The 26,059-nt window shown below is 46.7% G+C and carries 24 protein-coding genes; 15 read left to right on the top strand and 9 right to left on the bottom strand.

What is annotated here, in order from left to right:
* Positions 1–51 precede the first annotated feature (51 nt).
* Both HP552_RS26300 and HP552_RS26305 read right to left on the bottom strand, forming a co-directional pair.
* On the bottom strand, positions 52–1,815 hold the full coding sequence (locus HP552_RS26300) for a sensor histidine kinase (protein ID WP_175398307.1): 1,764 nt from the start codon (positions 1,813–1,815) through the stop codon (positions 52–54).
* Positions 1,812–2,573 (bottom strand): response regulator transcription factor, encoded by a 762-nt coding sequence (locus HP552_RS26305; RefSeq protein WP_175398308.1) that lies wholly within the window; start codon positions 2,571–2,573, stop codon positions 1,812–1,814. Before HP552_RS26305 ends, HP552_RS26300 begins: the two co-directional genes overlap by 4 nt.
* Before the next feature lie 251 nt (positions 2,574–2,824).
* On the opposite strand from HP552_RS26305, the gene HP552_RS26310 reads away from it, so the two are divergent.
* Positions 2,825–3,967 carry a M23 family metallopeptidase gene (locus tag HP552_RS26310; RefSeq protein WP_312884345.1) on the top strand — a complete coding sequence of 381 codons (1,143 nt, stop codon included), beginning with the start codon at positions 2,825–2,827 and terminating at the stop codon, positions 3,965–3,967.
* A gap of 290 nt (positions 3,968–4,257) precedes the next feature.
* On the opposite strand, the gene HP552_RS26315 is transcribed toward HP552_RS26310, so the two are convergent.
* Both HP552_RS26315 and HP552_RS26320 read right to left on the bottom strand, forming a co-directional pair.
* The gene (locus HP552_RS26315) at positions 4,258–4,920 is read right to left on the bottom strand and encodes an MBL fold metallo-hydrolase (protein ID WP_175398309.1); all 663 of its coding nucleotides are present in this window, start codon (positions 4,918–4,920) and stop codon (positions 4,258–4,260) included.
* 324 nt (positions 4,921–5,244) lie between these two features.
* On the bottom strand, positions 5,245–6,567 hold the full coding sequence (locus HP552_RS26320; protein ID WP_175398310.1) for a PepSY domain-containing protein: 1,323 nt from the start codon (positions 6,565–6,567) through the stop codon (positions 5,245–5,247).
* A gap of 299 nt (positions 6,568–6,866) precedes the next feature.
* Here HP552_RS26320 and HP552_RS26325 point away from each other — a divergent pair, with 299 nt between their 5' ends.
* A complete protein-coding gene (locus HP552_RS26325; protein WP_175398311.1) occupies positions 6,867–9,005 on the top strand; it encodes an immunoglobulin-like domain-containing protein in 2,139 nt (712 codons plus the stop codon).
* Between the two features lie 241 nt (positions 9,006–9,246).
* Positions 9,247–9,480, top strand: coding sequence for an XRE family transcriptional regulator (locus HP552_RS26330; RefSeq protein WP_175398312.1), 234 nt, complete (start codon positions 9,247–9,249; stop codon positions 9,478–9,480).
* Between the two features lie 196 nt (positions 9,481–9,676).
* Here the strand turns inward: HP552_RS26330 and HP552_RS26335 are convergent, their stop codons facing one another.
* On the bottom strand, positions 9,677–10,294 hold the full coding sequence (locus HP552_RS26335; protein ID WP_175398313.1) for a stalk domain-containing protein: 618 nt from the start codon (positions 10,292–10,294) through the stop codon (positions 9,677–9,679).
* Positions 10,295–10,605: 311 nt separating this feature from the next.
* Here HP552_RS26335 and HP552_RS26340 point away from each other — a divergent pair, with 311 nt between their 5' ends.
* From HP552_RS26340 to HP552_RS26390, 12 genes are all read left to right on the top strand, one after another.
* A complete protein-coding gene (locus HP552_RS26340; RefSeq protein WP_175398314.1) occupies positions 10,606–11,025 on the top strand; it encodes a VOC family protein in 420 nt (139 codons plus the stop codon).
* A gap of 105 nt (positions 11,026–11,130) precedes the next feature.
* Entirely contained in the window at positions 11,131–11,637 is a 507-nt protein-coding gene (locus tag HP552_RS26345; protein WP_175398315.1) for a GNAT family N-acetyltransferase, read from the top strand.
* A gap of 454 nt (positions 11,638–12,091) precedes the next feature.
* Positions 12,092–12,511 carry a hypothetical protein gene (locus tag HP552_RS26350; protein ID WP_175398316.1) on the top strand — a complete coding sequence of 140 codons (420 nt, stop codon included), beginning with the start codon at positions 12,092–12,094 and terminating at the stop codon, positions 12,509–12,511.
* A complete protein-coding gene (locus tag HP552_RS26355) occupies positions 12,508–13,797 on the top strand; it encodes an ammonium transporter (RefSeq protein ID WP_175398317.1) in 1,290 nt (429 codons plus the stop codon). Before HP552_RS26350 ends, HP552_RS26355 begins: the two co-directional genes overlap by 4 nt.
* A 148-nt stretch (positions 13,798–13,945) precedes the next feature.
* Entirely contained in the window at positions 13,946–14,887 is a 942-nt protein-coding gene (locus HP552_RS26360) for a DUF1963 domain-containing protein (RefSeq protein ID WP_175398318.1), read from the top strand.
* Between the two features lie 184 nt (positions 14,888–15,071).
* Positions 15,072–15,530 carry a DinB family protein gene (locus tag HP552_RS26365; protein ID WP_175398319.1) on the top strand — a complete coding sequence of 153 codons (459 nt, stop codon included), beginning with the start codon at positions 15,072–15,074 and terminating at the stop codon, positions 15,528–15,530.
* A gap of 301 nt (positions 15,531–15,831) precedes the next feature.
* Positions 15,832–15,966 (top strand): hypothetical protein, encoded by a 135-nt coding sequence (locus HP552_RS35485; protein WP_281366158.1) that lies wholly within the window; start codon positions 15,832–15,834, stop codon positions 15,964–15,966.
* A gap of 84 nt (positions 15,967–16,050) precedes the next feature.
* The gene (locus HP552_RS26370; protein WP_175398320.1) at positions 16,051–16,782 is read left to right on the top strand and encodes a response regulator transcription factor; all 732 of its coding nucleotides are present in this window, start codon (positions 16,051–16,053) and stop codon (positions 16,780–16,782) included.
* Positions 16,783–16,849: 67 nt separating this feature from the next.
* Complete coding sequence (locus HP552_RS26375) at positions 16,850–17,986, top strand: sensor histidine kinase (RefSeq protein WP_175398321.1); 1,137 nt, start codon at positions 16,850–16,852, stop codon at positions 17,984–17,986.
* A 124-nt stretch (positions 17,987–18,110) separates the two neighbouring features.
* The gene (locus HP552_RS26380; protein ID WP_175398322.1) at positions 18,111–18,833 is read left to right on the top strand and encodes a HAMP domain-containing protein; all 723 of its coding nucleotides are present in this window, start codon (positions 18,111–18,113) and stop codon (positions 18,831–18,833) included.
* Complete coding sequence (locus HP552_RS26385) at positions 18,827–20,689, top strand: transglycosylase domain-containing protein (RefSeq protein ID WP_175398323.1); 1,863 nt, start codon at positions 18,827–18,829, stop codon at positions 20,687–20,689. Before HP552_RS26380 ends, HP552_RS26385 begins: the two co-directional genes overlap by 7 nt.
* Positions 20,690–20,781: 92 nt before the next feature.
* Positions 20,782–21,327: a DUF2569 domain-containing protein gene (locus HP552_RS26390; RefSeq protein WP_175398324.1), complete on the top strand. Its 546-nt coding sequence runs from the start codon at positions 20,782–20,784 to the stop codon at positions 21,325–21,327.
* A gap of 127 nt (positions 21,328–21,454) precedes the next feature.
* Here HP552_RS26390 and HP552_RS26395 read toward each other — a convergent pair whose 3' ends face one another.
* The 4 genes from HP552_RS26395 to HP552_RS26410 form a co-directional block, all read right to left on the bottom strand.
* Entirely contained in the window at positions 21,455–21,904 is a 450-nt protein-coding gene (locus HP552_RS26395; RefSeq protein ID WP_175398325.1) for a threonine/serine exporter family protein, read from the bottom strand.
* Positions 21,905–21,922: 18 nt separating this feature from the next.
* A complete protein-coding gene (locus HP552_RS26400) occupies positions 21,923–22,684 on the bottom strand; it encodes a threonine/serine exporter family protein (protein WP_312884351.1) in 762 nt (253 codons plus the stop codon).
* A 271-nt stretch (positions 22,685–22,955) separates the two neighbouring features.
* Complete coding sequence (locus HP552_RS26405; protein ID WP_095289295.1) at positions 22,956–23,261, bottom strand: hypothetical protein; 306 nt, start codon at positions 23,259–23,261, stop codon at positions 22,956–22,958.
* Between the two features lie 196 nt (positions 23,262–23,457).
* Complete coding sequence (locus tag HP552_RS26410) at positions 23,458–25,857, bottom strand: Ig-like domain repeat protein (RefSeq protein WP_175398327.1); 2,400 nt, start codon at positions 25,855–25,857, stop codon at positions 23,458–23,460.
* Positions 25,858–26,059 lie beyond the last annotated feature (202 nt).

A 26,059-nucleotide genomic window follows, 5' to 3' on the forward strand; every position in this document is an offset into this window, starting at 1 on the left:
ATTGAGTGTCGATTATATAGACTGAAAATGAAAAGGTCAAGCGGATATTTTTTAGACTTTGTCAGAATGACGGTCCCATATTAGGCGAATGACGGTTCCCTTCCCCAAAGCGGATTGAACCTCAATCCGGCCCTTCATGGCTTCAATCAGCCCTTTGGTTACCGCCATGCCGAGACCTGATCCGACATCGGATGTAGCGGTATCCGTGCCGCGATAGTATCGTTCGAACAGCTTCCATACGGTCTCCGGGTCCATCCCTCGTCCATCATCGGCAAATTGGACACAGAAATCACCTGTCTGCTCACCTGATTGTACACTTACGACGAGGGTAGTATTCGGTGGATTATGCAGCAGGGCGTTGGCGGTGAGATTATCCACGATTCGTTCAAATGATGGAATATGCACATGACCGTTCACCGGAACTGGGGCAGGTTGAAACGTGATGCGACCTCCCCCATAAGCAGGGTTGCGTTCGGCGCGGTGAACAAGATCCTCCAGTAGCGTATTTACGTCTGTTTGTTCCACGGGCGGCTGGTATCCACCGCTGCGCAGCCGATATGTCATGGCCAGATCGTTCACCAGCCGGTCCATGTACATGGACTTATCCAGCATAATGCCTGCGAATTCCCTCACTTCATCAGATGTCCAGTTGTATTTCTCTGCTTCAAGCATGTGCGCATAACCCTGAATGGAGGACAGAGGTGTCTTGAGGTCATGTGTGATTCCGGCGATCCATTCCTCGCGTAAGGACTCGGTCTGCTTGCGGAGTTCTTCATCACGTTTGAGTGTACTCGACAACGTCTGGATGGATCGCAATACTTCCGCATAGACCCGATATTTTTGACGCCATTTTCCGTTTCCCTTCTGGCTGCGTGGCTTGCCTCGAGGACCTGTCGGTTCCTCGTAGTGCCCGCGTTCGAGCCGCTGCAGCCATTGGAGCATATGCAGCATGGGATAGCCAAAACGGTTGGCATACCAGAGCGCAAGCAGCACAAGCAGGGTGATGATGGATATCAGAAGTGCAATTAGTGCAGGGCCGAATATAAAACGATAAGGGTTCTCATTTACCACAGCCGGGTTGCGGGCAAGCGGAACACTCAGCATCCAGGTAGACTGGTTCTGTTCATCATAGATGGTCACTGTAGTCATTCCATACCTGGTAGGGTATCGCGTACGCAAAATCAGGTCCTGAATGCTGTAGCTGTCTGGCGTGCCCATGGCGGGTTCATTGAACGAAGCAAGCACGCGTCCCTGTTGATCCAAAATTAGCAGATATGCGTCCGCCGAGCGAATAACTTCCTGCAGCTCTGATTGAAGCACAAGCTTGTCATTTGCATAACTACCGCCGCTGAAGGTTTGCTCCAGCATCGTTACGGCCTGATTGCTCTCCCCATATAACAGGGTGAAGTTGATTCCGTTTCTTTCCCGGATCAGCATGTAGAGTTGATAGGGGAAGGGCTTTCTCCCTTCCCAATAGGATATAAGCTCTCCGGGGTTATAGTGGTTCGGGACATCGGAAGGAGTGTGAAAAGCATCCACCACATGGCCTTGTTCATCGAGAACCTGAAGCCAACCGTTGTTCTCTTCTACACGCTTAAGCAGCTCTGGGTCATATCGAACCGTGCCATCGGGCAAAATCTCTGCCGTACTGATCAGTTGTTCGAGCCCCACAGAAGCAAAATCTTCAACAAGGCTGGCCTCATTCAGCTGCTGGATGACCCAATAGGCGATACCTCCGCCGAGCACCAAAATCAGGATTACAGCTCCGGCAAGTAGGCCGATGAAGCGTGTCATCAATCTGCGCCGTATACTCATTCGCCGGACTCCATATCGGACGGAATGAGTTTATATCCCAGACCGCGGACATTCACCAGCAGCTCAGGTCTCGAGGGATCGGCCTCAATGCGCTCACGAATCCGGTGGATATGAACCATGACGGTGTTGTCGTCGCTGATGGATTCCGATCCCCAGACCCGCTCATACAATTCGGATTTGGTGAAGATTCGATTGGGGTGTTTGCAGAAAAAGAGCAGCAGCTGATAAACCAGCGCCGGACAGCTGACCACCTGACCTTCTACCCGGAGTTCACCGGCTTGCTCCAATACTTGAAAACGACCGTAATCATAGACGCCTTCCTGCGGTGTAGCGGATGACGGAGTTACGTCATGGAGTGAGGGCAATCTGTTCGCTGCGGTCTGTTTAGGCAAATAACGTTTCAGCAGTGATTTAATCCGGGCGACCACTTCCAATGGATTAAAAGGTTTGACTACATAATCATCTCCGCCAACCGCGAAGCCGGTCAGTTTGTCATAATCGGTTGTTTTGGCGGTTAAAAAAAGAATGGGGGCATCCGTCAATTGACGCAGAAAAGGACAGATTTCCAGCCCGCTTCTGCCAGGAAGCATGACGTCCAGCACGATGCAATGATAGGTTTTGTTTTCGCATGCGCTAATCGCATCTTCTCCCGTGGTGACCGTGTCAATGTCTATGAACTGCTCTTTGAGCAGTACCGTTTTTAACATATGTAAAATCGCCTGTTCATCATCCACAAGCAGGATTGAAACTTCATTCATGACGTAAAAGATCCTCCCTGATTTTTAGGTGTAAATTGACCGTTCGTATGATCATTTCTATTGGTCTATCAGGTTTATCATACCATTCAGAAGGGCTGTGCAGTGTGCGGGCAACCTTAACAGAATCTTAATTATGAAGCGCAGACCTCCTCAGAGTTATGGTAGACGTAAGATGAGGTTAGGCGAAGGATAAGATTGATTCTGTACACTTAACTGGAAAGATATCGTTCTACAAGAAGGAGTGCAGGGAAGTGAACAGATTCAATAAGAAGAGTGACCAGCAGGATATGACGTTAATGCAGGGAAAGTACACTACGAAATCAGGATATGCTGTGCATGAAAAACTAAGGAGCAGGAGAGGCTGGCAGCTGCTTGTAGCAGCCATTGGATCGTGTGTAATACTATCTGCCTGCGGGAATTCGGAATCATCCAGCCAGGCGGAGCAACCATCGGCAGAACAAACAGCGGATGCAGCTCCAGCGGGAGCGGACACCAATCAGGAAGAGACTACGGCTGCCAAGGAGGGCGCGATGATTACACCTGACAATTTTATTGATACCTTAATGCATGGTTCGAAGGAGGACATATATAATCAGATGAGTCCGGAGCTCAAAGACACGTTAACACTGGAACAGTTCAAGGCGTCTGCGGACAGCTTCCTGGAAGGGGTCAATTCTTGGGATCCGGTTGTGGAAGTCAACCTGAATAACCTGTCTGAGCATTCCTGGAGAGATGAGACGGGAACCAAGGGGATTCAAGCTTATTTTACCGAAGAACATCAGATTGCCGGCCTATTGATCCAACCCCTTGAAAGGCATGAGGAGACGGACAAGAAGCTTACCAAAACCGAATTTCAGTTTCCTGTGAAGGGCGAATGGTTTGTGTTCTGGGGAGGAAACGATGTGATGTCCAACTATCATTATGCGCATGAAACGCAGCGTTACGCATTGGACATCGTTCGAACGCAGGAAAATTCAAGTTATCAAGGGGAGGCCACGGCGAACGAAAACTATTACGCTTTTGGTGAGCCGCTCTATGCTGCTGCTGATGGGAAGGTCGTCGAGATCAAAAACGACATTCCCGATAACACGCCTGGAGTGATGAATGCCGAAGAACCAGCAGGAAATTTTGTGGTCATTGATCATGGCAGTGGGGAATACAGCATCACGGCACATATCAAGGAAGGCAGTGTAGCGGTCAAAAAAGGGGATAAAGTCAAGCAAGGTGATCTGATTGGTGAGCTTGGAAATTCCGGTAACTCCAGTGAAGCCCACCTGCACTTTCAAGTCTCGGACGGACCTGATCTATTCACTTCCCGTTCGCTCCAAATCCGTTGGGCAGATCCGAGTCAGGTGCTAACGCGAGGAAATGTTTTTCAGGGACTTCCTGAATAGCCAAGTAAGTTTTATTGGCTGGATACATGGATGCGGTTAGCCAAGAGTTGAAATTGGAAGCATAAGTTAATTTTGAGTCCTGATAGAACGCAAAATGATCATTCAATTAGACAGTCGGCGAATTTCGTCGGCTGTCTTTGCGTTTAGCCAACGGTAGGTTAGTTTATAAGACGATCTCAACGTACCGAGAAACTTACATTAAAAAGTACATCTCTGTGCTAATCCAAATGGAACTAGAAACGAAGAAACGACAGCGTCTTGTAGAGAGATTGTCGTTTTTCACTAAAACTCTAAACTTGTATAATTTCTGCTATCTGTTCTTTTACTTGTACATCACATAATCCACCGTGATAACAAACGATGGATATAAGATCGAGATCGACGTACTTGTTCAGCGAGAGCCGTGCTGTATTCATATCAGGTGTAGTCGGTGCATGAATACCCCCTAGTTTTCCGTTTACACTGTACATGGAATCCCCAGCAATAAGAGTTTTACTTTCCCTCAGGTAAAAACTGAGATTGCCTGGTGTATGTCCAGGGGTGTGGATGACGCGGATTCCCCCGCAAAACGGTAGTTCCTGACCATCTGTTAAGGTTTTGTGTACCTTGCCCTTTGGAGGATTGACCAAATGACCATCTTTCAAGAGAGGCAGCTCCCCCTGAATATAAGGCTTATCCAATTCGTGTGCATAAACCCTAAATTCGCTACCACACGCCTGCATAATTTCTGGAAGATTTCCTATATGATCGAGATCCTGATGACTCAATATTACAGCTTTTAATTTGTCTAACGAGACACCAGCCTTCTTCATTGCCATACGTAAATCCTCGAATTGACCTGGAAAACCCGTATCTATTAGAATAGTCATTTCTTGGTCCTTAAGAAGAATGGGGTGTATGACATTCCCTTGGTAGTCCAGACGAAGCATTTCGATTCCCTTTGCGATTTCCATAAAGATTAGTCCTCCGTAGAATGAATTTTTAAATAAAGTATCTTCTTTCTGTAAACGATCCAGATCCGTATAAAGATACGGGGAATGATGCCATCACTTACTACTTTTATGGATTTAAATGCGTAGTAGGTGACACGCCTTAGTAAGTACTCCAAAAGATGATGGGACAGTATGAGATTTTCTCAAGTGAAGAACCGTTTGAGTAGGAGAAACGCAATGTTAAGCCTATCATCAATTAAAAAAGAAGTGGTGACCCAAGATTGGCAAGCAAAATCAAAGCAGCCCGCAGCGAAGGTATTCGCGGGGCTGCCATGTCTGTTGTGGTTAAAAGTTATAATCAATGCCTTCTCCAGCGCCTGTGCGGGCGTTTACGTATACGTGAGAAACACCTGCGATCCCTGTGACGGGAAATGTGTATACAAGCTTATTGTTGTGGATCTCCAGCTTTGGCTTACCCGAGACGTTTACTTTTGGGCCAAGCTTCGAGTAGGCTTGCTCCGCTGTCAGCTTCGGGTGAATGGGGAAGGTTTTATTGTAATGGGAAAAATAATTAGACGCATCAAAGCTCTTCAACACACCGGTATGGCGATCAAATTGCCATACGACTTTCATCTGCGGAATGGAAACTTGCTCCCGAACCGGAATATACGTGAGATAAATGGAGGTTTCTTTTATCTCTTTGGCTACTAATGTCAGACGTTCGTCAGACCAGCGAGCCATCCAGGTGTCCGCAACCGCAACAGCCTGCTTTAAGTCCATGGATTGCTCCACAGCTTCTTCTTTGGGGATCGAGCCGTGGCTTGTCACTTGGAGCACGTGTCCGCTTTTACTCAGTGTTGCAATATAGGAGCTGGTTTGTTTTCCATCGGTGTCCGATAACTTGAAATCCATGACTTCTCCGAATTGGGGGCTGCTCCCGCCGGAGACCATGTGGACGATTTGCTTACCTGCCCCTTTATTCCAAGCCTCGCCCATGAAGATTTTCGCTTTGGCAGCAAGCTCCGTAGCCTTATAAGTGGTTTCACCGGCGAAAACGGTTCCTGGCTTCGGAGGTATGTAAGGATTCTGGTTATACAGGAACTCGTTAAAGGCCTTATTGCCGTACGTGGAGACCGAGTCAAGTTGAGACAAGGCCACTTCCATCGCGGTCGATATCTGTTGTATATCTGATAAAGAGGAATTAACAGCTTTCTCTCTCATCTGATCGAGATACGGCAGGGCGGTCCTCGCGAATGTTCTCATACGCTGAATTTGTTCTAATTGATCCGGGTTGAGCGACCTTCCCTTCTCGCTGGCGGGATAGGCCAAGTAGCGGCTGCCTTCCGTGATAAACGACTCATATGACCAAGATTGAAAGTTCATTGTAACGGATCCGATCCTTACATATTGTAAGATAAAATTGGCATTTTCAATGGCAGATTGAAGTGCTGCTTGCCGATCTGCAATCGTAGATGCCGCAAGGGACTCCGCAAGCGCATAGTCAAAATCGCGCAAGTAGAAAGATTGCATATGTGACCAGTACTGCGTATTGCGCTGTTGCTGCTGCTCCCATTGCCGATTATTCTGATGCTCTGTATAACTGAAATACGTGCCCGCTAATGTCGTCAAGCAAAGCAAGCCAATGATGGATTTGGTGCGAACGTTCATGTCTTTTAAAGCTCCCGTCTTTGTCTTCAGAATGCTTATCCACTTTAACAAAGATGAGAACACAGTTTAATGAGTAAATATTGCCAATTCAAAATGGCTACCTGTTAGGCTAATTCTGCACGTGGTATCTAGTGATTCACTCATATTGGACAATGAATGGAGGGTCTATGTACGAGCTGACTTATAAAAATCGGCTTGATCTACAAAAGAAAAGCAGGGCAACCGATATATATATGCTGCACCTAATCTTCACTTGCAACGGAAGAGTGGCATTATAACATCTCATGGAGGTCATCTGCTTGAAATTGCACAAAAAAGCGTCTTTATTTTTATCTGTTCTTCTGTTATCACCTATGGTATTGCCAACGACGAGTATCTACAATTTTAATGGGTCGGGAAACATTGCCTTTGCGGCTGAACCACAGGCTAATTCAATCTATATTATAGGACCAGGTGTATTTTCACCTAATCGTGAGTTACAACTGACTGCGAACGGTATGATGAGCGATAGCAGCATTACAGATATCAGTTCAACGGCTACTTGGAATTCTGACAACGAAGCAGTTGCTACTGTATCCCCAGGAGGAATTGTGACGGGGGTAACGGTGGGTACAGCCAATATTACTGCATCACGTGATGGGAAAGTTTCTAGTACGTTCCCTGTCACAGTAACTTGGGCAACATACCAAAAGTTACAAGATACCAAGGATGCATTAGAACTACCATTTACCGGTGGTCAAACTGAGGATAATGTTACTTCAAAAATCAATTTACCTACTCAAATGGAGAATGTATTTTTGTCATGGTCTTCATCTGAACCAACGATTATTGCAAACGACGGTAACGTCAAACGTCCTCCATATGTGGGTGGAGATAAGCAGGTTACGCTTACGGCTACACTTCGAGCTGGAAGTGAAGCTCCAGTAACGAAGGAGTTTATCCTTAACGTTGTTAAAGCAGAACCTGCACCAGAGGATAAGCTTCGTGAAGCTTTAGATGAGTTGCGGATTACTTATTATTATGGAGACACGGCCGAAGGGGTTAGAAGTTCAGAGGTAGGCTTACCTATTGGAGGGAAATATGGATCGTCCATATCTTGGGTATCAAGCGACCCTTCCATCATTAGTTCCGGCGGTAGAGTGTATCGGACGCTAGATGATATGGATCATGTAGTTAAATTGACTGGAAGAGTATATGTGGATGGTGTTTTTGAAACTCGTGATTTCTTCGTTAATGTTAGGTATATAAATAGAGATAAAATGATTACTTCGTTCGCTCTTGATGAGCATGTTGGAGTTATAGATGAAGATAACAAGACAATTACGTTCGATATACCTCGGGGTGCATCTGACAAATCCATGATTGTTACGTATACTGCAAAAGGATTACAGGTTCTCGATAATGGTATTATGATGACTAGTGGAGTATATAAACTATATCCATTCTTCGTTAAAAATTACAGTGTCACTGTTACAGATGAAATGCTGAATCCTGTACACTACAAGTTGGTATTTACAGGCGAATCTACAACACCAGGACCGACGCCAGTGCCATCACCAACGCCAGCACCAGTGCCAACGCCAACGCCAGTGCCATCACCAGTGCCAACGCCAACGCCATCACCAACGCCAACGCCAGCACCAACGCCATCACCAGTGCCGACGCCAGCGCCATCACCAGCGCCGACGCCAACGCCATCACCATTGCCAGCACCTTCACCAACGCCAACACCAGTGCCGTCACCGACGCCAACACCAGTGCCGTCACCGATACCGGCACCTACACCAACGCCGGTACCTACACCGACGACAACCGATAGTGGTTTTAACAAAGATATATTTAAGCCTGGAACTAGTGCTACTCAAATTCTAGAATCAAAAATTAACGATGCTTTAAAAAATCAAGGTAACGTGTTTAAACCGATTGATATTAAAAATCATTGGGCCGAACAAACCATTGATATTTTCACTAAGTTGAACATTATTAAAGGCTATGAAGACAAGACGATCCGACCTAATCAGGACATGTCCCGCGGAGAGTTCGTAGGAATACTGTCCCGCATTTTTGATGTTGGTGGAACCAAGCAAGTTGCTCTAAAAGATATTAAAGGTCATTGGGCCGAAGACGCCATTGTGCAGTTTACGCAAGCGGGTATTATTCGTGGAAACGGCAATGGAACATTCAAACCAAACAAGGCAATTACACGTGAAGAGATGGCCGTGATTCTATCCAAGATCGTTGATTTTCAAGGGGTAACCCAAAACAAGATGGATAATTCCAATCCGATTCAAATGGTAGCACAAGCGGGTGTTATTCAAGGTAATGGGAATGGGGACCTCAATGCTAAGGGCACAGCCTCAAGAGCGGAAGCATTGCAACTCATCCTTAACACCTTAAAGCTAAACTCCAAAATTAAAACGATGCTTGAACTTTTATAATTAAATTAAGAAGGACAAAAGGCGCCTCGATTAGTAGGCGCTTTTTTGTATTCTTCAATTAACGAGCAGGATAGCGTATCGCCTTTTATTTGATTGCTAGTCGTCGATGGAACTCGCCCAACCAATTGGGCGTACACATAGGGAACTTCATCGTTTGACTACCTTTATTTATATAGTATATTCATGCTGGCAATGGATAACGCTTAAGGTTAAATATATGTTACGCGGGAGGTATCGTTTCTTGAAATTTGAACTAGGGCGTTGCTTACTGAATGAACGTTTGAAGGAATCCGGAAAGTCAGCGGAATGGCTGGCAAAAGACTTACTTTTTAAACCGGAACGAGTTTACGACTTTATTGAAAACAAAAGAGTGATGCCACTCAAAATTGCCATATCGATCGCCGATTCCATTGGTTGTGATGTTCGTGACTTGTATGAATTAATTCCGAACGATAATGAAGTACAGGGAGTTTAATCGAATAAGTGGCAGGTCGCATTAAAGCTACAAATGTGATTCATGAACCTAACGAAAAAAACAGGGTCAATATAACAAAAAGGCAGCTGCTCAATGTATGAACTGCACCTCATATGTTAGACATAACTAACCATGGGGTGCAGTTCATTAGTTATATCCGGCTGCTATTTATAGCAAAGTATTGTGGATCAATTTATTATTTAATCTTAATACGATAATAGTAGTCTTCGGTCATTTGCTTGATAACGTCCTCACGCTTCATTTTAACGCTGTATGGAAGACGGTTTTTATCACCGATGATGAAATCCTTATATGTACCAGCTTTGGTATTAAGCAATTTCGTTTCACTTGTTAGCACCGTATGGTCTTTAGTGAGCGTTTCCATCACGATGACCGGTGGTCTTGATACGTCTTTGGTCAGCGTATAGGTAAAGTCCAGATTGATGCCGCCTAGGAAGGACTTGCTATCCATGGAAGTAATATAATCATAGTTTGCCTCTGTGGTCAGGATTTCAACTGCATCGTTCTTAACAAGAGGGTAATCTTCTTCCGGATTTTTAATGGAAATCGTATTGTTTGCTCCATCCCACTTTACTTCATAACCAAGTGACTCACCGACCAGCCGAAGCGGTACATAGGTTTTTCCATTATAGGAAATTGGAGCTTCTGAAGGCGTCCCGATCACTCGGCCCTCCAAGAGCATCATAATTTGCGGAGACAACTGGGCAGTAATCTGACTTCCCGCTGCCCAAACAGTAGTAGGAATAAGCAGTCCAGCTGCCAGGATCAGGCTCGCTTTCCATCGTTTCTTCATATGTATCCTCCTTGTTACATGTAGTAATATCTTATATTTTGGAGGGACGGTCATAGGAGTAGAAGAGACTTTTTCCCTAATTACGCTGAGAAAAACCGCGAACAGGACTAGTTAATGTCGAATGAAGGCGGAAAATTGTATCAATATTCTAATTTTGTACAAATGTTATTTACAATAATTAGAAACATATGTTCTAATGGTGGTATTCCTTTTCTAACTGGAGTATTTCTTCGTGTGACACAGAACGGGATTGTGTTTGTTGTCCGTGTTGGATAATAAATGTATTCAAGTCATTAAAGGAGGCAAATAGGATGAATAATAAATTATTAAGGGTAGGAACTACGTATATCCCGGTTTCAAATGTAGAACTTTCTTCTCAATGGTATGTAGACAAATTGGAGGCAGAGTTAAACTACAAAGACGAAGACAAAGCCATTCTTAATTTTGCCAACCAGAGTATTTTCCTTATCAGATCTAAAGAAGATCAAAGCTCCAATTTTATTGATGTAAACGGAGTTGAGCGTTTTTCTATCACTTTTGAAGTGAATGGAATACAGGCTCTAGAAGCAATACATAAAGATTTTAGTGATAAACATATTAGAGTGGGGGCAGTTGAAAACAGAGGTCATTCCGGAAGGAATTTTGTTTTCTTTGATTTGGATGGTAATCAATTTGATGTATGGAGTGAACTAAGTCCAATTTTCAAAGAGAAATACCTTCCTTCGCAATAGAGAAGACTGCTCACATAGGAATGTTTGGGGGATGACGCCTGCTTCCCTTCTCCGTTATAATATTCGTCATACTGGAGTTTGATCTGGAACAATGGGGGAGTAGACATGAAGCTGGATGGTGTACAGATTGAATATGCATCTCGGGATGACTTGCCAAGGATTGTGGAAATTTATAACTCCACAATTGAGAGCCGGATGGTGACAGCAGATCTGGAGCCGGTGACGGTAGAGCAGCGCATTCCGTGGTTTGAAGAGCATTCGCCGGACCATCGTCCGCTCTGGGTGATGAGGCATGAAGGACAAGTTGTGGCCTGGGCCAGCTTGAGCTCATTTTACGGGCGTCCTGCATACAACGGTACAGTGGAAGTGAGTGTGTACGTTGATCAGCAATGCCGGGGAATCGGGGCTGGAGGACGCTTGCTGAACACGATTTTTGCTGCATGTCCTGCGCTGGGAATTACGACGATCCTGGGATTTGTCTTTGGACATAATGAACCAAGTCTTGGTTTGCTGCGTAAGCATGGCTTCGAGCAATGGGGGTACTATCCGGAAGTGGCTGTGTTGGACGGCGTAAACCGGGATTTGGCGATTCTGGGCAAAAAAATAACGTAAATTTGCTGTAACTAGGCCATGAGCTATGATCAGGAATCAATTGCTAATGAACCCTACTAACTGAAAACCTCCAATTCACGTTGACGTGGATTGGAGGTTTTTTTATGTTCTATTGAGGATGTGAACCGTTCTTAAAACCCCAAGCTTCTGCAGGATCTCCCTGATTTGTCCGAGATGGCGCTCTTCGTGATAGCTTGTAAAATCAATCCACTGAGCAATCCGGTGCCGAAACGAAATGCGGAAACTTGAACTTAAGCATAGAGGATTGGAATGGAAATTGCGAATGTGAGCAAATGGACATTGTTAAACGAACTTATTAAAACAGAAATAAAGCCGTTCATCAGGAACGACCTGTTTAGAAAAACAGCGATCTCCAAAAAAAGATTGACGGGTAGACCACGGCAAACTATAATCGGTAACAAGTAACTTGATATGTGAGGAGTCCTGACATGATATGTTAGTAATCGACGAGGTGTATCACCATACAGCATTGCAAATATCATCGTCCGATTTATTGTACCTTATCGAACGGCTGAAGGTCAAAAAAGAAAATGAGATTGAAACTCTCAAACATAAAATTGAACAATTTGAGCAAAAGAAGCGTGCGGAAGAAGTGGCCTATCAATCTATGTCGACGGTACGCAAGTGGTTTGCAGGACGTCCTGCTTCTCATCACCAGGCGGTGGAGTATATGGTTCAGGTGAAGGAACGTTTTCGCAAGATGGAGCAGATCCGCCGCCGCATTCGTGAGTTGGATCGGATCGTTGAACGAATTGAGCACCCTCACAGCAAGGAAAGGGACGAGATCGAGCTTCCGCCCGATACGATCCGTGAGATCAGACAGCTTAGTGAAACGGAGGATGTACAAGCATGACTTTGGAGACGTTAAGCTCCGGGATCGATACGGTCTGGGTTGTACTGAGCGCGGCCATGATATTATTGATGGAGGGTGGATTCGCCCTGCTGGAGGCCGGGTTTGTACGCTATAAAAATAGTGTGAACATTATTATGAAGGTTTTTGCCGACATTACGATAGGCACATTACTGTTTTATGCCGTCGGATTCGGCTTGATGTACGGTTCTGATGCCGGAGGTTTTGCCGGGGTTACGGGATTTTTCCTGAATGGCGATTTGTCTCATATCGATGTGCCTGTATCGCTTGAAACGTTTTGGCTGTTCCAGGCTGCGTTCACGATTGCTGTAATATCCATCGTGTCAGGTGCTGTGGCTGAACGGATCAACTTCCGGGCCTATCTTTTGTACATCATCTTGATGACTGCGATTATATACCCAATTGGTGGTCACTGGGCATGGGGCGGCGGCTGGCTCAGTAAGCTGGGCATGCAGGATTTTGCCGGATCGGCTGTCATTCATGCGCTCGGCGGGTTCTCGGCCTTGGCTGCAGCGATCATTATCGGTCCACGCAAAGGCAAATACACTCCACATGGCGTAAGTGCGATTGCCCTTCCGAGCAACCTGCCGCTTGCCTCTGTAGGTGCATTTCTGCTGTGGTTTGGCTGGTTCGGTTTCAATGCAGGGAGCACGCTGAGTGCCACCGATGCTAGAATTGGTCATATTGCATTAGTCACCATGTTATCGGCTGCCTCGGGTGGAGCGGTTACGCTGTTATACACGCTGTTCCGCTTCAAGCGTTCAGATGCGCCATCGGTCATTAATGGGTCCCTTGCTGGTCTGGTCGGCATTACCGCAGGCTGTGCTTTTGTAGGCGATGTTGCTGCGATATTTATCGGGGCGGTTTCCGGACTGCTCATGATGGCAGCAACGAATTGGCTTGACCGTCGTCAGATCGATGATCCGGTCGGTGCTTTCCCGGTCCATGCTGCATCCGGGATGTGGGGCACGATTGCCGTAGGGCTGTTTGCCACAGATGGTGGATTATTCATGGGTGGCGGATGGAGGCTGCTCGGTGTTCAGGCACTTGGGCTCGCTGCGCTTGTCATCTGGGGCTTTGTCATGACATGGCTCGGACTGAAGCTCATTGGCAAAATGGTTCCGGTTCGTTCCACGGAAGAAGAGGAAGAACTGGGACTGGATATTAGCTACCATGGTGTGATGGCTGCGCATCAGGCTCATGAGTTTCTTGATGGCGAAGAGCACATTCGGGCATTCCAGCGTGATCCGTCCGATCGGATTCGTTAAGAAAGGTAGGGGTTAAGAGACCGACAGATGCTTCTGTGGGTCTCTTTTTTTAACCTCAAGCAGGGAAAGAAGTCGGGACGGAAGAATATACAGGTGTGAACGTGAATATGTCTCACCATAGATGTATTGGCTGAAGGAGAGGATCTGAATGATTAAACCTGAACAATGTGAACGTCTGACCAGAAAAGCCCGCAAGACGCTTGAGGAGTATGGATTGGGCACTGCCGCTGATTTATTGGTGTCCTCAAGCCGCTGGGGGATCCGGCTTGATGTATCGACACTCGATGAATACCGCCGAACGGGAAATTCACGTGTGGGAGGGAATCCGGACCTGCCTGAGCACATCCAATGGCCCCTGACACAGGAGGGTGTGCCGATGACTTTTCTTGCCCAACTGAATCTCGTGGACTTGCTTCCTTATACCCCGAATGATGGACGCGTGAGCTTGCCTGAGCGAGGGATGCTGTACTTTTTCATCGGAGTGGATGAGCCAGCTTATAATATTGAACACCATGTGATCTATGAACCCGATTCTCATAACTTGACTAGACGTGAGCCTGACGGTGATACCGCTCTGGAAACAGAATTGGTTGCACATGCCGTAACGGTACTGCCTAATCTGGAGTTTCCTACATACGCTTACGTTGATGCCCAGGCGCTGAATGCATTATCTGTACAGCAGACGGGCGAGAACGACACTGCAGACCCGGAAGGTGGGCTGTATGAACGATATCTTGAATTTGAATCGGACTGGAATCACCCGAGTACCCAAAACTGGGGTGGCATGTTTGGATACCCTGACGGTCAACACCCGGATGCAGAGCATCAAGCCCTGTTACAGATCGTGCTCGGAGAGGAATACGAGTATGATGAACAAAAGTGTGAAAACAAACTGACCGCACATTATGGTGGAGATCCGGAACGTACACGGCAGGAACTTGATAATACCTTGCTGCTTCTGAAAATAGATACTCACGATGCCATCGGCTTTCAATGGTGGGACTGCGGGGAACTGCAATTCTTCATTCGTAAATCTGACTTGTTTGCCGGAAGGTTCGATCAAACGTATTGTTCGTTATACTCGAGTTAAGGCCCGGTTTGAACGTATATAAGCAACAAAACGTCCCTGATTCCGTCAATATGATGGAGGAGGGACTTTTTTTGTTCGTGAATGTTGGTTTTGGTGCATAGCTTGTTTATATATAGGGGGTATGATCTTGGTTGAAATACGATCATATGTTCTGTATAATGGGATGAAAAGGAAGTGATATCGGGTGATTCAATCCGCATTTAAACATATTGATGTGGCTGTGACGTCATTGATAGATATCTGTGATCAGCTGTCCGAACAGGATTTGACGTTGACTCCAATTGAGGGCGAGCCCCCGGTTGGTGAACTGCTCTCTCATCTGTCGATGATCTGTCGTGCGGATGTGTACATATCGGAAGGGGCATCGGAAGAGGAGATGGCTTCGTTTTACGAAGAAAATCAACCCCAAACCCTAAGTGAGATCAAGCAGGCACTGATTGAGAATCAGATGTATCTGTATCAACGGTACAGGCAGTTCAATACAGAGGAACTGCTTAAGGTGACTGATTCCTACTGGGGAGCATCCTATAGTCGTCTGGAGTGGCTGCTCGAGATTATGGGGCATGTTTATCATGACAGAGGACAATTGTATACGATGCTAACCTTAACGGGAAGAGAGACGAAGGTCCCATTGCTTAAATAGTTAACATATTGATATTCTCGGTGCTGCCTGAAGGAGTATCGATCTGATAGAATACATAGAAGCGTACAATCCGGTTCAGGCAAAGGTTAAAGGAGCAACTGACTGACGATACTATTCGTTAACAACGGAGGCTCAGGGTTGAAACAGAATCTTACATATCATGCGTTAATAGAAATGCTTCAGAACGTTCCTGAGTTGCATCAGGCAACGGAGATCGAGCCTATTTTGAAGGGATAAAGAAGCTGGGATTCGCTGCCCAAAGCTGGGCCTATTTGCATCTGAGACGAGCATCCCATATTCGATGGGACAGATCCAGGGTTACTTTGGTGGTGGCGAGCCCGACGAGCTGTTCTGGAGGTTGTATTCTCTGTACACTGCAATGGCACTTGTGTCTTCCATGCTGGATTCAGTAGGTGAAGCCGGAAGAGACGGATGATATGGTGGACAAGATTGAGCTTGTCCGGGAAGATCATGATGATTTTCGCAGATTCATTCCCCGGTGGTATAATTTGAAGAATCAATGATTCATGGAATCGAAAGGAATAATGCCGTGGCACAGCCAGCTACCATTCTGCTTGTGGATGACGAGCAGGATATTATTAAACTGATGGAGATTTATTTTGGCAATGAAGGTTACCGGGTTCTTACGGCGAGTGACGGGATCGAGGCGCTTGAACAATTGAAGCGAGAGCCGATCGATCTGATTATCCTGGATGTCATGATGCCGAATATGGATGGGATTGAAGCTTGCATGAAGATTAGGGAAGAGCAGAAGATGCCGATCATTATGCTCTCCGCCAAAAGCATGGATATCGATAAAATAACGGGGCTGAGCATCGGTGCAGATGACTATGTGACCAAGCCGTTTAATCCCCTTGAACTCGTCGCCAGGGCCAAATCCCAGCTTCGCAGGTACCATACGTTTAATGAAGGGCGGGAGCAAAAGGAGCATGAGTGGGTTATCGATGATCTCGTCATTAATACCGATACGCATGAAGTCTGGGTGGATGAGCAGCCTGTTCGTCTGACTCCCCGTGAGTTTGCCGTGCTGGAGCTGCTTGCACGTCATCAAGGCTCTGTTTTAAGCATGGAGCAGATTTACAGACAGGTGTGGAAAGAAGAATTTATGGAATCGAATAATACGGTGATGGTTCATATCCGGAAGATTCGGGAGAAGATCGAAATCGACAGCAAACATCCGAAATTTATTCAAACGGTGTGGGGCGTAGGCTATAAAATGATTAAACCATAACAATAATACATTAACACAACGCCACAATAGATAAGCAGTTAAAGCGTATTCGCAGGGAGTCATGAAGATGAATTCAAAGTTAATTCATACGGTCCGTTGGAAATTTATCTATGCATTTCTGCTGAGTGGGGTTCTGACGGCGGCTATTCTGTATGGTGGCGGCAAGGTTGTGCAATCCATCTTGGCAGCCCAGACTTATCCCAATTACTCCATTCCGGCCAGGGCAGTCCGGTGGCTGATTAACCATATTGGTTCTGTTCCGCTGATGATTTTGATCGGCGTACTTGCTTTTGTGCTGTTCTTTTTCCTGTTTACACGCAGGGTGATGCTGGTCCTGGACGAGATTACGGCTGGAATTCAGGAAGTGGCCAAAGGCGAATTGGCTCATCGGATCGAGGTGAAGACCTCGGATGAATTTGGTGTTGTTGCTTCCAGCATCAATCAGATGGCCGAGCAATTGCAGCAGTCACTGCAGGAAGAGCGAAATGCGGTAGCTGCCAAAAATGATCTGATCACGGGGATCTCTCACGATCTGAGAACGCCGCTGACTTCCATTCTTGGTTTTCTGGAGTACATCGAGAAGGACAGGTATCAGGACGAGATTGAGATGCGTTATTACGTCAGCATTGCATATGAGAAGTCATTAACATTAAGGAAGCTGATCGACGATTTGTTTGAATATACACGAGTCAGTGGTGGAAGCCTCCCATTGTCTCTGACACCTCTCAATCTGAATCCGTTCCTGATGCAGCTGGCCGAAGAGTTTGCTCCAATGCTGGAAGAAGCGGGCATGACGTACAAATTCATTGGCGGTCAAGAGCCGCTGTGGATTATGGCAGCTCCGGGTGAGCTTGTCCGTGCGTACGAGAATCTGTTCAGCAATGCGATCCGGTATGGGGCGCAGGGAAAAGTGGTGGAAATTGCACTGTCCCTTGATCAGGGAGAAGCCGTGGTACGTATCAGTAATTATGGTGAACCCATTCCGGCACAGGATCTGCCCCGTTTATTTGAAAGGTTCTATCGGGTCGACAAATCCCGCTCACGCGACACGGGTGGAACGGGGCTTGGCCTGGCCATTGCAAAATCCATGATAGAATTGCATCATGGCAGTATAGCTGCATACAGCGAGAACGGCAGAACGGATTTTGTGACCCGTTTCCCGCTGGCTCCTGCTTCCGTTCACCATGATGCGGAGGAATGGTAACAGGTAACAGAAGCGGCGTTTGTTAAGAAAATGATAAGGAGTTGACCACTTCCTTATTAAGAAGTATTCGGTAAGCTTAACCTCAATCCACAGAGGATCTACACAATGGAGGAGGAGACCGAATATGAGAGGTTCATTACGTACAGTCAGATCAAGATACATATACATTTGTGGAGCAAGTGCGCTGCTTAGCGCCGTGCTCCTGTTTGTCGTTTCCCACATGTCACGTTTTGCTTACCATCACATCTGGTCTGAATCGACATGGGTGACTCGTTTCATCCACTGGGGAATCAACCATGTCGGAACAAGGCCGCTCGTGATATTAATCGGAGGAGCCTTGTTTGCCTTGTTTTTCTGGATTCGTTCCCAAAAAATCTCGGATGATATGAACCGGATTGCAGCAGGAACACAAGAGTTGGCCTTCGGACAGGTGCCGGCTCCGATTGAGGTGTTAAATGGTGGAGAGCTGAGGCAGATTGCCGTCAATCTGAATGAAATTGCGCATCGCATGCACGCGGGGAAGTTACGGGATCATGAATGTTTGGCACAACTGTCCGGGAATATTCCAAGTCTGAGTCAGCTTTCTGAAGAGATGCCGGAAGGAGAACGATTGGAGTGGGGTTCCATGCAAGCTGATCTGCCGATCAAGCTCACGCTGTACGGCGTTCGTTCAGCTCTGGAGGAGATTATGGGAGGACACTGTCGGGACCAAGCGGAGAATCAGCATTGGGTTAGGCTGGCCTATGAACAGACATTGCTGTTACAGCATGCGCTTGAGTCCGTGCATCTGAAATCACAGGAATATCCTGTTTCAGGAGAGCAGGCAGGCAAGGAGCAGGAATGTTGAGATTTCGAATTAAGCAGGGAATCTATCGAGTATTTGATGTATCGGTGGTTATCGTTGTTTTATTCGTCATGGGTTGTATCTATATCGTTACTTACGGCGAAGCTGTGCTCCGCAATAATCCGGAGGTGATAACAAAAGTCTCTTCGACGGTTATTAAAGATGCGGCGGGAGCTGAAATTACAAGATTTCGTACGCAGTCCAAAGGGTTCACAGAATATGCGGACCTGGAGGACATGCCGGATTTGTTGGTACAGGCGTTCTTGGCTACGGAAGATCGCCGCTTTTATGATCATGACGGGTTGGATTATATCGGTATTGGCCGGGCCGTCGCGCAGGATGTCATTCACATGGATTGGAGTCAGGGAGGAAGCTCCATTACACAGCAGTTAGCCAGAAACCTATATTTAAACGGAGAGAAAACGCTGGTACGCAAGGTGAATGAAATGTCGATTGCCCTTTCCCTTGAAAAGAGATTTAACAAGGATGAACTGCTGGAGATGTATCTGAATCATATCTATATGGGACGTCAGCAGTATGGTGTGAAAGCAGCTGCCTGGCGCTACTTCGGCAATGAAGATCTGCATCAGCTTGAACTATGGCAGATTGCTACCTTGGCGGGAATTCCAAAGGGACCTTCCATATACAATCCGGTGGATGATTATGAACGGTCCAAGCAAAGGCGATCCGTCATCCTTACGCTGATGCATGAACAGGGACTTGTTACCAAAGGGCAAATGCTGGAAGCGCGCCAGGTAGACTATACGCCGCCTGCAGCAGGCATGTCTGCTGCAGGCGAATATAATAAGCCGGATTATATATCTGCGGTCGATGCCGTGATACAGGAAGCCGCTCGTCTCACGGGCAAGCGTGAAACAGAGATTCAATCCGCCGGTTGGACTATTCACACTGGTCTCGACAGTCAGGCACAGCTTGCCATGGAGGAGACATTCCGTGAAACTTCGCGGTTTACGGACGATCGTGAGGACCAACAAGTACAGGCGAGTATGGTCATTGTGGATCAGCATAATGGTGAAGTGAAAGCGATGATGGGTGGACGTGACCCTGTGACAGGTGGCATCAACCGGGCAATCAAGGATGCCAGGCAGCCCGGTTCGGCATTTAAGCCTATTATTGCGTACGGCCCGGCTCTGGAATCCGGACGCTTCAGCCCGGAAAGCATGTTACCTGACAAACGAATATCCTATGGCAGCTATCAACCTAGCAATTTGGGAGGACAGTACAGAGGTTCAGTCAGCATGTCGCTGGCACTTCAGAAGTCCATTAATGCCCCGGCAGTATGGCTGCTTAAACAGACAGGGCTGGAAGCAGCACATGTGTTTGCCGGCAGGTTAGGAATTGAACTGGGTCAGGAAGATCTCAACCTCTCGATTGCACTGGGAGGCGTACATAAGGGGATATCCCCGCTCAAAATGGCCCAGGCCTATTCCGTATTTGCCAATGATGGCAAGTACAATACGGCACATCTGATTCGTGAGATTACGGACGCAGATGGACAGATCATTTATGCGCATAAACCGGAAAACAAGCAAGTGATTGCATCCAGTACAGCGAATGCCATGACGAAGATGTTGCGAAATGTGGTCAGCCAGGGAACAGGCAGTCGGGCGCAGCTGAGCCATGATCAGGTAGCGGGAAAAACGGGGACGACACAGGCAGCTGTGCCTGGAGTCGGGAGAGACGGTAATCGGGATCTGTGGTTTGTCGGATACACGAGCAAGTGGACTGCAGCCGTCTGGATGGGGTTTGACCATACGGATGCGGAACATTACATGCGCTCGGGCAGTGGAAACGCGGCAGATATGTTCGCAACGGTAATGAGACGTGCGGCACAATAGGGCCGGAGATGTTCTGTTTTTTCAACGCTGGCAATACAAAATATGGATTATAAGGTATAATGTACGTTTTACTTGTTTGAAAGGAGGATGAGATGGGAGATAGAGAAAGAATGACCCAGGTCGATACAAGTTCACTGTTTTCTGAACCGGGAGCCAGAGTGGAGCTGCCTGGGATTTCCGGATTGGGTGGATGGCTCATTTTAATTCAGATTGGCTTATTTGCTTCGCTGCTGCTTCTGATCGTGGATTTGTCCCAGGTCGCTGTTATTATGGATCCGGCAAAATGGGGACTGATCAGCGATACGGAAAAGGATCTGTATTATCAAGTCATGAACCCTCTCCTGTGGTTTGGCATCATAAGTAACGTCATTCTTCTGATCATTGTCATTGTAAATCTGGTTCTGTTGTATATGAAAAAAAGGCAGTTTCCCCGCATGATGATCACGCTGTACATTGCTAACGTGCTTGCCGGGATCGGAACATGGATCATGATTGGACAGGCCGAGATTCCAGGAGCGCTAAACGGGTTTGATACCACACCAGCACGGAATTTAACCATACGATCCATACTGACATGCTGTATCTTTATTCCGTATTTTCTGAAATCAGTGCGGGTGAAGAATACGTTCGTAAAGTAATAGGATTAGCAAAAGACATACAGCCCCAAACAATGGCATGCTAAAAGGCCCGTTATGGTTCAGGTTTATCCTGCACGTAACGGGCTTTCTTAGTGAACGTCTGATGTATGAAAAGGAACGTAATTCATTATGATTTTGCCCTTAACGCCCCAGGCAAGCGGCGTATCATCTGATTCAGAACTTCAGACAACACCAGCCCGACAGCGATGGCCCCGGATAACATTAACGCCTTGGCAGCCATCTCCATGGCTGCACTGTAGTCATTTTGCACAAAGCTGCGCATGGCGTTGTACGCGAGACCACCAGGGACCAGTGGAATGATGCCAGCGACGCTGAAGATAATGACCGGTGCCCGGAACAGGCGGGAGAACATCTGGCTGATGACACCCACCGCAATGGTAGCTGCAAGCGTAGCGGGAACGGCATCTGCCGCGTATTCGAGCACAACATAAATGAGCCAGCCAATCATGCCAACGAAACCGCCGTGAAGCAACATGCGGCGGGGTGCATTAAATATAATTCCAAACGCAGCCGAAGCGACAAAGCTGGTCAGAGCCTGTTCTATAAAATGAAGCATAACCTGCATTCCTCCGTCTTACGTAAAAAGTGAAAATACAACCGCAATGCCTGTACCAATGGCAAACGCAGTCAGAAACGCCTCGGCTCCCTTGGATAACCCGGACACCAGATGTCCGGCCATCAGGTCACGCACAGCGTTGGTAATCAGGAGTCCTGGCACCAGCGGCATGACCGAGCCGATAATGATTTTGTCGCGTTCATGTCCTGCCCCGATGGCGACAAGTAGAAAGGCCAGCAAACCAATGACAAAGGCTGCGCTCAGCTCCGCGAAAAACTTGACCAGCACAAGTCGGTGGAAAACAATGACTGCGGCATAACCGATACCCCCGCAGATCACGGCAGGCAGGAAGTCGTCCCAGCCCCCGCCGAACATAATGGTAAAACAGCCGCTCGAAAGTGCCGCAGCAAGGAGTTTTACACGTGCAGAATAGGAAGAGGGCTTGCCTTCAATCTGCAATAACAGGTCGTGCGCTTCCTGGACGGTTAATTCCCCTTGTCCTATGCGACGGGAGACGGCATTTACCTCGGACACCTTATCCAGATCCGTTGTGCGCTCAGAGATGCGGATCAGCTTGGCCGGTTCGGTCGCATCCACCGAGAAAAAGATGCCTGTCGGCACAACATAGCTATGTGAATGGGGGAGCCCCAGGGCGGCGGCCATCCGTTTCATCGTATCTTCCACACGGTAGGTTTCACCACCGCTTTGCAGCATGATTTTACCTGCCAACAAGCAGATGGCAATCACGCGGGACTGTTCTGTCGTATTCTTTTCAGTGATCTCCGTCCCCGTCTGAGCTGGGGGTGGAGGATCATGAGGGATGTATTTCAACGGGATCCTGCTCCGTTTCATATGAGATAAGGCCTGGGCCGACACCATTGTATCATATTTCACACGTTAACACGGAAACATACCGCATGAGCACATAAAGTCGTACACCGTTTACTCCATTCATTTTTGAAAAAAAAGCTTGTTCCAGCGCCAAAAAGGCCACGTTCCCAATACCTGAAGGGTACAGGAGCGAAGCCTTTGGCATGATATACGCTCCAGGTCACATTAACAGGGTAATGACCAGCAGCTCATACAGCACGAGGGGCAGAATGGTCGGTCCAAACAACGCGCGTGGCTCAGGATATCCATGCATCGGCGTAACCTGAAGATACAGAATTCCCCGATCTGCGCTGATGATGACCCCTTCCCATACCTGACCATCGATATTTTGGACCTGTACTTTCTGGCCCACATACTGCCGGGCTGTATGATGAAGCATATTCCGCACACTTTGTACGGATTGGAGCATCGGTTGATTGGCCTGATAAACGACGCGTGCGGACGGTGTGGATGTGGATTCAGACATGGTGCACAACCCTTCCTCGAAATAAGTTCTTACTTCAAGGTATGCATCTGCCTACAAAAGGTGATTACACCAATGACATCTGAAGTGTTCCACTATCTTGCGCCGGAGAAAAAACCGCTAACGATAATTCGCTAGCGGTCAAGTGATTATACAATAGAAATAAGAGTTATCCAGAATATATGTCTACAATGAAGTATTACTTCAATTTCTCTAATGACTCTTTAATAGCTGGACTCAGACTGTAAGTCTTTAAAATGGTTTCGATTGCTTCTGCTCGTGTTGCTCCGCTGTTCGGGTCAAACGTCTGCTCATTTTTACCCTCGAAGATTCCCAAAGCAGCTGCCTTCTTGATGGCATCTGCACCAAATGCTCCATCCAAATCGGTAAATTGTACATTGGATGTATCGATGTTTAGGATGAGTGAATTCAACACGCGTGTGATGATCAGGGCCATCTCCTGACGAGAAATGGTTTGTTCCGGACGGAGCGTACCGTCCTCGTATCCGTTCAGTACTCCAACAGCTACCAGCTTTTTGAGGTTATTGGTGGACCAGCGATTATTAATGTCACTGAATCCTGCGAAATCCTCTTCATTAAGTGTTACTTTACGTGATGCCATATCTACAAAAGCACGATCAATCATTGCTGCAAATTCAGCACGAGTGATTTGTTCATCTGGCTCAAATCCGCCATTAGGATATCCTTTGATAACGCCCAGTTTGGTCAGTTTTTCAATGGACGGAAACGCCCAGTGTTGTTGAACATCACCAAAATGTAGTGTTACGAAGGCATCACCTTTGCTGATGATCTCAGCCGTCTTAGCCTCCACACCAGCGATTACATTGCTATCTGCATTAACAACCCGGGTTCTGAAAATATCGTTAGGGTCTTGGTAATCCTCGGATTTTTCTGGTGTACTTGGTTGCTCCGATACTGGAGTTTCTGGTGTAGTTGTATTTTTCGGTTTTGGATCAACAGGCACCGTTGGCGTTGTTACTGTACCAGTCGATGAACCGGATGTTGTGCTATTGTCACTGCTAGGAACGGATGGCGGACTGGATGGCGTTGTACCACCACCACCACCACTATCAGTACCATTTCCATTTCCATTGCTTCCTTTGACAACTTGGACCATAACTTCAGAGGTACTATCAGCTACACCGTGTCTGGCATCACCGAAATATTTAGCGGTAATGGGGTGATCTCCGACACTTAGATCGCTTGTTGTGAAATATGCTTTTGCCACACCGTTAGCCACACCATCCGGCCACATGGCAAGTGTAGCTAATTCGGTATCTCCATCCATAAGGACTACGGATCCAGCAATATCCCGGGATATTTGCGGGTTTGTTTCTGTCTTAACGTAAAAAGTCACCGGGTTTCCAAATTGGGATGGATTCAGGTAACTCGTAACCTTCGTTACCGTTGGATGTTCTGATGGAGACGTTGCCGTAGTTGATATCGTTTGAGTTAGCGGGGCTGAGGTACTGCCCTTAAATTGACTGTCCCCACTATACTCCGCAGTAATCTGATGGTCACCAGCACTAAGGTTTCTTACTGAGAAAAATGCTAGATCAGGTTTAGTCACGTCAGTGCCTAGTGTGGCGGTACCTAATACTGTATCGCCTTCCTTAAATGTTATCGTGCCTGTCGGAGTTTCGTAAGTATCCATATAATTTCTACTTACTGTCGCCATAAACGACACAGGCTCTCCTTCTGAGGCCGGGTTACGCGTGCTTTCAATATTAACGGACGTATTAACTAGATTTTCACTACCGTCTGGAGGGGATGTACTTTCACCATTTGGCGGTGTTGGTGTACTTGCACCACTTCCCTCTACAACTTGGATCATAATCTCAGAGGTACTATCAGCTACACCGTGTCTTGTGTCACCGTAATATTTAGCGGTAATGGGGTGATTTCCGATACTTAGATCACTTGTTGTATATGATGCTCTTGAGTGACCGTTAGAAACCCCTTTTGGCGACATCGGAAGCGTAGTTAATTCAGTCTCACCATCCATGAGGACTACGGTGCCTGAAATATCTTTGTATATTTGTGGATCTGTTTTTGTACTTACGTCAAAAGTCACCGAGTTTCCAAATTGAGATGGATTCAGGTAACTGGTAACCACCGTTACACTTGGATGTTCTGAAGGAGATGCAGCTGCAGGGGATACCGTCTGTGTAATTGGATCAGAAATACTGCCGCTATAATTGCTGTCCCCACTGTACTCAGCTGTAATTTGATGTTCTCCAGCACTAAGGCTTTTCACGGAAATAAGCGCTTTACTAGGAATCGAATCATTTACTACATTTGCACTACCAATGAGGTTATCTCCATCCTTGAATGTTACCGTACCTGTTGAATCAGCATAAACATTAGACGTTCCCTTCTTGATTACCGCCATAAACGTAACAGGATCAGTTTCTGAGGCCGGGTTACGTGTGCTCTGAATAGTAATGGAAGTACTAACAAGTGATGCACTTTCGCCTGGAGGAGTTGTGCCTTCTTCTGCGTAAACAGCAGTGGCAGAAGTAAACATCAAGGCGGTTACTAGCAAAGCGCTGACCTTTTTCTTGAACTTAAAGAACATATGCATGACTTCCCCTTCAAAATTTTAGTAGTGATCTGTGATCATGGAGGAGTACAGGGTCACAGAAACAACAAAAATAATATCGTCAGATTTTGTCGAAACTTTAATGTTTTTGTCGAAATATCACATAACAATCTGTATTCAACCTTTTTTTTGGCCAACTGGGCCGTACCTGGTTACTTCTACTTAAATATAAAAATAA

This window comes from Paenibacillus xylanilyticus (genome assembly GCF_013359935.1).
GTDB lineage: Bacteria > Bacillota > Bacilli > Paenibacillales > Paenibacillaceae > Paenibacillus > Paenibacillus xylanilyticus.

Coding starts and splice junctions, on each gene's coding strand:
- HP552_RS26300 (WP_175398307.1), bottom strand. CDS start 1,815: ATGAGTATACGGCGCAGATTGATGACACGCTTCATCGGCCTACTTGCC.
- HP552_RS26395 (WP_175398325.1), bottom strand. CDS start 21,904: ATGCTTCATTTTATAGAACAGGCTCTGACCAGCTTTGTCGCTTCGGCT.
- HP552_RS35485 (WP_281366158.1), top strand. CDS start 15,832: ATGGGACAGATCCAGGGTTACTTTGGTGGTGGCGAGCCCGACGAGCTG.
- HP552_RS26410 (WP_175398327.1), bottom strand. CDS start 25,857: ATGTTCTTTAAGTTCAAGAAAAAGGTCAGCGCTTTGCTAGTAACCGCC.
- HP552_RS26385 (WP_175398323.1), top strand. CDS start 18,827: ATGTTGAGATTTCGAATTAAGCAGGGAATCTATCGAGTATTTGATGTA.
- HP552_RS26345 (WP_175398315.1), top strand. CDS start 11,131: ATGAAGCTGGATGGTGTACAGATTGAATATGCATCTCGGGATGACTTG.
- HP552_RS26390 (WP_175398324.1), top strand. CDS start 20,782: ATGGGAGATAGAGAAAGAATGACCCAGGTCGATACAAGTTCACTGTTT.
- HP552_RS26315 (WP_175398309.1), bottom strand. CDS start 4,920: ATGGAAATCGCAAAGGGAATCGAAATGCTTCGTCTGGACTACCAAGGG.
- HP552_RS26320 (WP_175398310.1), bottom strand. CDS start 6,567: ATGAACGTTCGCACCAAATCCATCATTGGCTTGCTTTGCTTGACGACA.
- HP552_RS26375 (WP_175398321.1), top strand. CDS start 16,850: ATGAATTCAAAGTTAATTCATACGGTCCGTTGGAAATTTATCTATGCA.
- HP552_RS26380 (WP_175398322.1), top strand. CDS start 18,111: ATGAGAGGTTCATTACGTACAGTCAGATCAAGATACATATACATTTGT.
- HP552_RS26335 (WP_175398313.1), bottom strand. CDS start 10,294: ATGAAGAAACGATGGAAAGCGAGCCTGATCCTGGCAGCTGGACTGCTT.
- HP552_RS26305 (WP_175398308.1), bottom strand. CDS start 2,573: ATGAATGAAGTTTCAATCCTGCTTGTGGATGATGAACAGGCGATTTTA.
- HP552_RS26350 (WP_175398316.1), top strand. CDS start 12,092: ATGTTAGTAATCGACGAGGTGTATCACCATACAGCATTGCAAATATCA.
- HP552_RS26355 (WP_175398317.1), top strand. CDS start 12,508: ATGACTTTGGAGACGTTAAGCTCCGGGATCGATACGGTCTGGGTTGTA.
- HP552_RS26340 (WP_175398314.1), top strand. CDS start 10,606: ATGAATAATAAATTATTAAGGGTAGGAACTACGTATATCCCGGTTTCA.
- HP552_RS26370 (WP_175398320.1), top strand. CDS start 16,051: ATGATTCATGGAATCGAAAGGAATAATGCCGTGGCACAGCCAGCTACC.
- HP552_RS26405 (WP_095289295.1), bottom strand. CDS start 23,261: ATGTCTGAATCCACATCCACACCGTCCGCACGCGTCGTTTATCAGGCC.
- HP552_RS26360 (WP_175398318.1), top strand. CDS start 13,946: ATGATTAAACCTGAACAATGTGAACGTCTGACCAGAAAAGCCCGCAAG.